The sequence below is a fragment of the Nostoc sp. 'Peltigera membranacea cyanobiont' 213 genome, assembly GCF_002245975.1.
Taxonomy (GTDB): domain Bacteria; phylum Cyanobacteriota; class Cyanobacteriia; order Cyanobacteriales; family Nostocaceae; genus Nostoc.
Window position 1 is genome coordinate 37,524 of sequence record NZ_NOLI01000058.1, and the last position, 7,086, is coordinate 44,609.

The 7,086-nt window shown below is 41.6% G+C and carries 8 protein-coding genes; 3 read left to right on the forward strand and 5 right to left on the reverse strand.

Translation table 11 applies throughout. The features are described from left to right. Positions 1–2: 2 nt before the first annotated feature. The 3 genes from CDG77_RS17350 to CDG77_RS17360 form a co-directional block, all read right to left on the reverse strand. Complete coding sequence (locus CDG77_RS17350) at positions 3–470, reverse strand: hypothetical protein (protein WP_094330591.1); 468 nt, start codon at positions 468–470, stop codon at positions 3–5. Between the two features lie 7 nt (positions 471–477). Next, positions 478–768: a hypothetical protein gene (locus CDG77_RS17355; RefSeq protein WP_094330592.1), complete on the reverse strand. Its 291-nt coding sequence runs from the start codon at positions 766–768 to the stop codon at positions 478–480. Between the two features lie 104 nt (positions 769–872). Further along, positions 873–1,103, reverse strand: coding sequence for a hypothetical protein (locus CDG77_RS17360; RefSeq protein WP_223269845.1), 231 nt, complete (start codon positions 1,101–1,103; stop codon positions 873–875). Positions 1,104–1,647: 544 nt separating this feature from the next. On the opposite strand from CDG77_RS17360, the gene recD2 reads away from it, so the two are divergent. Both recD2 and CDG77_RS17370 read left to right on the forward strand, forming a co-directional pair. Beyond that, entirely contained in the window at positions 1,648–3,951 is a 2,304-nt protein-coding gene (gene recD2 / locus CDG77_RS17365) for an SF1B family DNA helicase RecD2 (protein WP_094330593.1), read from the forward strand. A gap of 85 nt (positions 3,952–4,036) precedes the next feature. Next, the gene (locus CDG77_RS17370; protein ID WP_223269846.1) at positions 4,037–4,270 is read left to right on the forward strand and encodes a hypothetical protein; all 234 of its coding nucleotides are present in this window, start codon (positions 4,037–4,039) and stop codon (positions 4,268–4,270) included. A 63-nt stretch (positions 4,271–4,333) separates the two neighbouring features. Here the strand turns inward: CDG77_RS17370 and CDG77_RS17375 are convergent, their stop codons facing one another. Beyond that, complete coding sequence (locus CDG77_RS17375; protein WP_094330594.1) at positions 4,334–5,029, reverse strand: hypothetical protein; 696 nt, start codon at positions 5,027–5,029, stop codon at positions 4,334–4,336. A 266-nt stretch (positions 5,030–5,295) separates the two neighbouring features. Then, on the reverse strand, positions 5,296–5,520 hold the full coding sequence (locus CDG77_RS35545; RefSeq protein WP_143857044.1) for a hypothetical protein: 225 nt from the start codon (positions 5,518–5,520) through the stop codon (positions 5,296–5,298). A 787-nt stretch (positions 5,521–6,307) separates the two neighbouring features. Between CDG77_RS35545 and CDG77_RS17380 the strand changes: the two genes are divergently transcribed. Further along, a complete protein-coding gene (locus CDG77_RS17380) occupies positions 6,308–6,955 on the forward strand; it encodes a tyrosine-type recombinase/integrase (protein ID WP_094330598.1) in 648 nt (215 codons plus the stop codon). Positions 6,956–7,086: the final 131 nt, after the last annotated feature.

Here is a 7,086-nt window from a genome sequence, read left to right on the forward strand (position 1 = left end):
CACTAGCAAGCGGCTGTAACGCCACTGAATAATATGCTTTGAGCTATCCAAAGCACCAGGATAACGAAGAACACGCCGATAGGCTGCTGTACCATTTGCGTAACTTCCTGCCCATCACCAATGCCGTTGGCAACCTTAAGCCCAGAAGCCACAAAGTATACAAACAAAAGTACTGTAATGGTTGCGTTGATAACTGCGGGAAGGGCTTTAATGGAGGTGGCAGCAGCAGCAGCACCTCCAGTAATCCCACCAGCGCCGCCGAACATACAAGTCATTGCCACCTGAGCCGAATCGAACAAGCCCCACCCATAAGAGGGCATGGTTTGCATGACAATGATTGTCGCTGTCCCCGCGGCGTTTATGTGATGCTGATACTTGCGCCCAATCGCTGCTAGCGCCTTAGCCAGAACTTGAGTTTGTGTTCTTCGCACAGAATTATTAGATACCAAGAGAATTGCTCCTTTCTTCATATAAAAATCACTTTTTCGAGCCTCTTTGAACAAACTCATTCTCTATGTCAGCTAAAGTATTCTCTCTAGCTAGTGAGCGAATTTCTTGAAGGGGAGCAATATGACACTTGTATAGCTTGCTCATGCCATTTAGACCACCTGTTTTTTTGTTGGTGAATTTCTTGAACTCCGGCAAGTACTTCCGAGCTATATTCAAATATGCTTGCAGTTGTCTTGCAGAAACCTTTGGCTTTAACATCGCCGCAACTTCTAATCTTGTTAGTTCTTCATTTTGCCAGGTAAACCCCCCTATCCCCATGATTCTGAGAACTTCTTGGAACTTCTAACTATACATAAAATACCCGCCTTTTTCGTGGCGGGGGAGTGTCATTTTAAAAAATATTAGCGGTCACAAAAAACTGGTTAAAGATAAGAATTGAGCGCTTTTCCTTCCCGTTCCCACTTTTCATCTAAAAGACGACAAGCTACGCGAACAACATTCTGAGGATTCCGTTTATGTTCTCCTGGCATATTCCAGTTCCGGGTAGTGTATTCACTTTCGTACCCCAAAACTAGGGCAAGCTCTCGATAACTTAATTTCCACTTTTTCTTAAACTCTATTGGGTGCATAGCACAAATTTTGGCTACTTGCATGATTAACTATTCTATATTTGTAACATAATTAGTTACTCATTTATTAATATTTGCTGTTGAAAATACGAGATGTTTTTTAATCTTTATTTATCTTAATTATTTAATTAAAGTATTAGTTATTGCTAGCTTAAACCTATTTTCCTATAACCAAAGTATATCTGTTTATCTTATAAATATGTTAATACTATCTATTGCCGATTCTCTTTTAATATCCTATATTTAGCAATGACAAAAGAATCGATAAAGGTACAAAAATAATCCGTACTTTCGCCTCTTGATTTTTCACTTTTATTTGTTATATATTGGTCAGTTAAGTTTTGTCCGACACACCATTTTCAAGAAAATGGTCAAACCCGTTCGGGAGCAGAATAGTCGGGGGAAAACCTGCTCCCTGCTTTTTGATAATTTTCCGGTTTCCCCAAATAGAGCAAGTGACGTGCGTGGGGTAATAATTGCGTTAGCGTAGCGGGGCGCAGCCCATTGCGAATTCGTTTGATGCGCTATTCTGGAATGAGAACAGAATCTCTCAACGAAGATTTAACTCATGACGAGTCTCCTTCAAGTCGAGAAATTTCCATCGCTAACCTTGTCAGAAATCCAGCAGTATTTAGAAAGTGGGCTGTTTCGTGGCATCGGCAAGAAAACTGCTCAAACTCTTGTCAATTACTTTGGAACTTCCACCTTATCAGTATTAGACAACGCCCCGGAAAAATTGGACTCAGTTCCTGGACTTACTACTTATCGAATCACTGCAATTATTTCATCTTGGTCACAAAGTAAAACTAATCCTAACTTTGGGGTTATTACTCAACTTGTGGCTGTGGGAACATCATTAAAGTTAGCCTTAAAAATTTGTGACCATTATGGACACCAAACGTCTTCTGTACTGCAAAACAACCCTTATCGCCTAGCGGATGAAGTCGATGGCATTGGTTTTAAAACTGCTGATTCTTTAGCGATATCTTTAGGAATCTCACTTGATAGTGAGACTCGTTATGCTTCATCTCTAATCCATGTCTTAAAATCGGCAATGCAAGAAGGTAATTGTTTCCTGCCGTCATCGCAATTACTTGTTGCTGCTATGGATGCGCTCAACCATACTTTGCATACACCTAATATTCAATCTTTAAGTACTATCCTTGCTAAGTTAATAGATAAGGGAACTTTAATTTCTGGTGACAGTGGAGAGAGCGTTTACCTGAAAGCTGCTTACCGTGCTGAATTTTCTGTGGCTTTGAAAATTCAAGCTCACCTGAATCAACCAACTCGCTCGAAAGAACATCTTGAACGCTGGTTAGTAAATCTTCAAGCAACTGACTATCGCCAACTCTCACGCTTGAGCGATGAACAACTTAGTGCTTTAGTCATGGCAGCTAAACATCCAATCAGCATTATTACTGGTGGCCCTGGTCGCGGCAAAACCCATGTTCTGAAAACTTTAGTGGAATGGTTGACTTCAATTAGGGCAACTATTGCTCTTGCAGCCCCCACCGGAAAAGCTGCTAACCGAATGAAAGATGCCACAGGTATGGAAGCAAGTACGATTCACCGTCTACTTCAGTGGCAGGGAGTTGGGCAAGCTTTCCTTTATAACGAGGAAAATTTGCTTGCTCTCGACTGGCTGATTGTTGATGAATTTTCAATGGTAGACATATTCCTGTTTAATTCTCTACTTAAAGCAATGCCAGCCAAAACCCAAATTTTGTTGGTAGGAGATTCTGACCAATTACCCAGTGTTGGAGCCGGAATGGTGCTACGAGATTTGCTTCATTCCGATTTAATACCAACAACAAGATTGCAAACCATTTATCGGCAGCGACACGAGAGCTTGATTATCTATGCAGCTAGTGATGTAAATTTTGGTACAGTGCCGACATTGCACAAATTTAATCAACCCAATCAGTGGATGGATGTGAGCGACTGCGCCATGCTAGAAACTCCTTCACCCCAAGCGACGGCTAACACCATCGTCTCTTTAGCCCTGGCCATGAGTAAAGAGAATGTGGATTTAAATCAACAACTAATGGTACTAGCACCGCAAAAGTCAGGGCTAGCGGGTGTTCATAACCTTAATAAGCTTCTTGCCCCTATTTTCAATCCAAAACTTGAGAATCAGGCAGAAGTTGTTTCTGGGTCGGTTGTCTACCGAGTTGGCGACCGCGTTATCCAATTGAAAAATCGTTATGAAACTGTCCCACCAGTAATGAACGGGGAGATGGGCAGAATTATTGCTGTTGACCCAATCAAAGAACTGGTGACAATTGATTGGGAAGGTGGCGCACGAGTTGACTATTACAGGAGTGACTTTGAACAAATCATGCACTCCTTTTGTATCACTTGCCACAAGAGCCAGGGTAGTGAATTTCCTTATGTGATTTTTCCATTACTCACCTCCAACTCCCGAATGTTAACCCGTCAATTGCTTTACACTACTATGACCCGCGCAATGGGTACATTTATCGCTGTTGGACAAGATATTGCATTAAAGATTGCTGTCGCCACAGATAAGCCCGCTAAACGTTTTACTGGCCTCACTAATTTACTCATTTCACCTCCTGATGAATTAGCAAATATTTGGCGCAGATTAGGTAACGCTACCAAATCTCCAAAAACAGCATCTACTCTTACCATTGCTTCGAGATTGCAACAACGCCAATTGACTGCAACACAAGGACAGATGACTACTATTGGTAGTCTTGCACTACAAATGTACGAGTCTAAATATGGTTATCGTCCGTCAAAACAGCCTGAGTTTGTAGGTAAGTTTCGCTTTAATACTTATCACTATGAAACTACCGCAATTGAGTTAATTGATTCTGCAATTAATGCAGTTCTGCGCCTTGAATAAAACCCATGTCCAACATGGTTAAACGGTCGTATCCAACCTCCAAACATCCAACCAGACTACTGTTTAAGTTACACTTTTAAAATCTATGGCTATTCCGGCAGCAGAGTTAAAAATCGGGCAATCGGTGAAGTATCTGATCGGTACTCGAAGCGGTATGAGTGCGGCAATAACCGATATCAGCAAATCATCTCTTAGTCTCAAAAATACTCATATTGTTACTTTGACCTTTGATAATGATTCATTGCCAAACCACTTAAAAACACAACAACTAACTGTTTATGACGAATTGCTTGAAGGTTGTGAAATAATCACATTTTAAAAAATTCAAATTGGCAACAGCAGAGCGCACATTCGCCGCTACAAGTTGGAATTAATCAAAATACTAACTTGCCGGCTGATATAATCCCGTATTTTCGTTAAATTCCCACCCTAATCCCGCTCTATCTTTGTTCTTACACCATGCTACAAAAAGCGGTGGGGGAAGATTAATTCGCTCCTTGCGTACAGTTTCCTCACTTACACCAAGCCTCTTGGCCAAACCTTCTTCAGTTAACGGTTGCATTCGCGGACTTTGCCCAGAATAGGATGAATTGTTGTAGTACGATTTTTGGCCCCGCTTTTGTTGGTTGTTGAGATAGTCTTGAATTTTAATGATCGCCTCAGCCAACTGTGTCATTCGGGCTGTCATCTTTTCAATTTTTTGTTCTAAATTGGCGAGATTATCAATTGCTGTGGTTTGGTTGCTATTAGATTCATTTGAAAACTCTGACTCCAGCTTATCAAGTCTTTCGCAAATAGCTCTTATCGTTTCATTAGTCGGACTGGCGTTACTATTGTTACTCGTAACTAAGTACTTCTCAACACTTGCCTTAATCTGAGAATCTAGGCGTTTGTCTAAATTATTACCACTTATTGCATCAAGCTTATCTTGGGAATCGCCTAAGTAGAGATCGATAAATTCGAGCAGCGTGGCTGTTGCTGTTGTGCCTTTTGAGTTGCAACAGGCGATAAACTGCTCCCACTTCCTTTGGTCACAGTTGAAAGATGCCAGCTTTTTTTTACGCCCTGTATTGCTCATGTTCACGTGTCATCTAGGTAAACTGGGGCTTGCCACGCTTATTAAATCGTGTAATTCATCATGATGAATTACCTTGATGCTATCATCGCCAAATGTGTCAGCGCATTCCTCAAGCAATGTTTTTATGAAGAGATACTACCGCCAACTGTCCATTAAAGAATTATTTGTCAGTTTTAAAGAATTAGTGTCCAGTCAGTTGATTTTTTGAGTTCAGTGCAATTAGAGTAATGCTCCATCCCCGTAAATTCAGTTTTGAAGAATTAGTGTCACCTTTCACCCACAACAGTAGAGTCATTATCTAGCAAGTACTGAAACAGTGGTTTATGCATCACAAAGGGCATAACTCGCCCGGTGACTTGATAACTGTTATCTAGGTAAAGTATAAATAGTTTCAACGGGAACTTTCGCCTACGCACGTGCAATTGTCGTTGGTTGCTCGGCATCGCAATTTGCCGACCATTGGTCGGCAAAAACTTAATTATGATTCTCAAAAACTAATCCTTTATATAAGCCCAGCTCGAGGGTGTTAAAAGGAGCAGGAATTTGTAGACCACCATGCCAAACGATGTCTGTGCCAATTACACCACTCTCAAAAATAAACTAAAAATGACTCTATAGTTGTATGGCGTGATAGCGATTAAAAAGCAGGCTATTCTGATCAGCTTGATTTGGCATGAAAGCAACAGATGCAGGAAAGAATTTTGTACAAGTTTCTTAAAATAAGCACCTTTGCCCCTTTTCTTTGACCACAACCTACACCTGTAATATTTGTGTAGTTAACTGTTAGGAGTATGCTCTTTAACCTGCTGCATTACTTATTAACTATAAAGTCATTTTCAGTTTATTTTTTTCACCTATCTTTAGGTTTTTCAATATAGGGGCATTGGCTATAGCCCAATGGCATGAAGAAAGGTAGTGGCTAGGTAAACTGGGACGAAGAGTGATTGAGTCAACCGATCGCTCATCATGATAAAGGTGATTATTGCTTGTGCAGCACGAGAGATGGCAGTCCCAAATGGTAATCGGCTTTTTCTCCTGTGCGCTTAAATGGCAGGGGAATAGTACAGCATTAGTACACCGTTCTGGCTACAGGTGACGGGGGTATTCTGTTGCTGACAAACTGCCACAATTTTCACTTTGTCCGTGAACAGGGAAAGGGAAACGGAAACGGTAGAGAAACTAGTACACATTGCAGTACAGTTCCACACTTTTTTCACCGAAATAAATCCTGGGACGGGAGCATCGGCGATAATGATTAACTATCGGGGGTTTGGGGCTGTGAAAATTGACCGTCACGGGAAGGCAAAGGTTTTGTCGCCGGAAGAAATCCAGCGTCTATTCACTTCGGGGTTAGCCACAGAGCGAGACAGAGCCTTAATAGGCGTGATGCTGTATACGGGTTGCCGCGTCAATGAAGCAGTTACCCTAAAAATTAAAGATGTTTATAACAGCAAGGGACGGATCAGAGCAGAGTTGATCATCCGTAAAGGGAATACAAAGGGAAAGTTAGCTACCCGCAGCATTCCGATTTTGTCAGAACTAAGGTGCTTCCTAGCTACTTACAAACCCACAAACTCTCGTGACGGTTTTTTGTTTCCTGGTAGATGGGGGCGGGGTCACTTGCACTCAGAATATGCAAGCCTAATCTTCCGAGAAGCTTGCGAACGTGCGGACATCGAAGGAGCAAGCACACACAGTTGCCGGAGAACCGCACTCACTTTCATGAGCAATGCCCAAATCCCTCTGAGAGTCATCCAAGAAATCAGTGGACATCGCAATTTGGAGCAACTGCAAAATTATTTGGAGGTCGAACCATCTCAAGTCCGGGGTGCGATCGCGGCGTTGTCGATGTTATCACCGCCATCAATTAGCAGCAACAATCAAGACATGCAGAATGCGGATAACACGAAGTTATCATCGGAGTGATAGATCAGGAAATACTAGTTAGTTGATCTAGACAGGATTGATAGTAAGTAAAGGCTATAAGGATTTTCCCAAAAAGCCATTTACAATTCCATCGGTAACACTTCAAGCGATAGCCACTGATAAAAATGAGG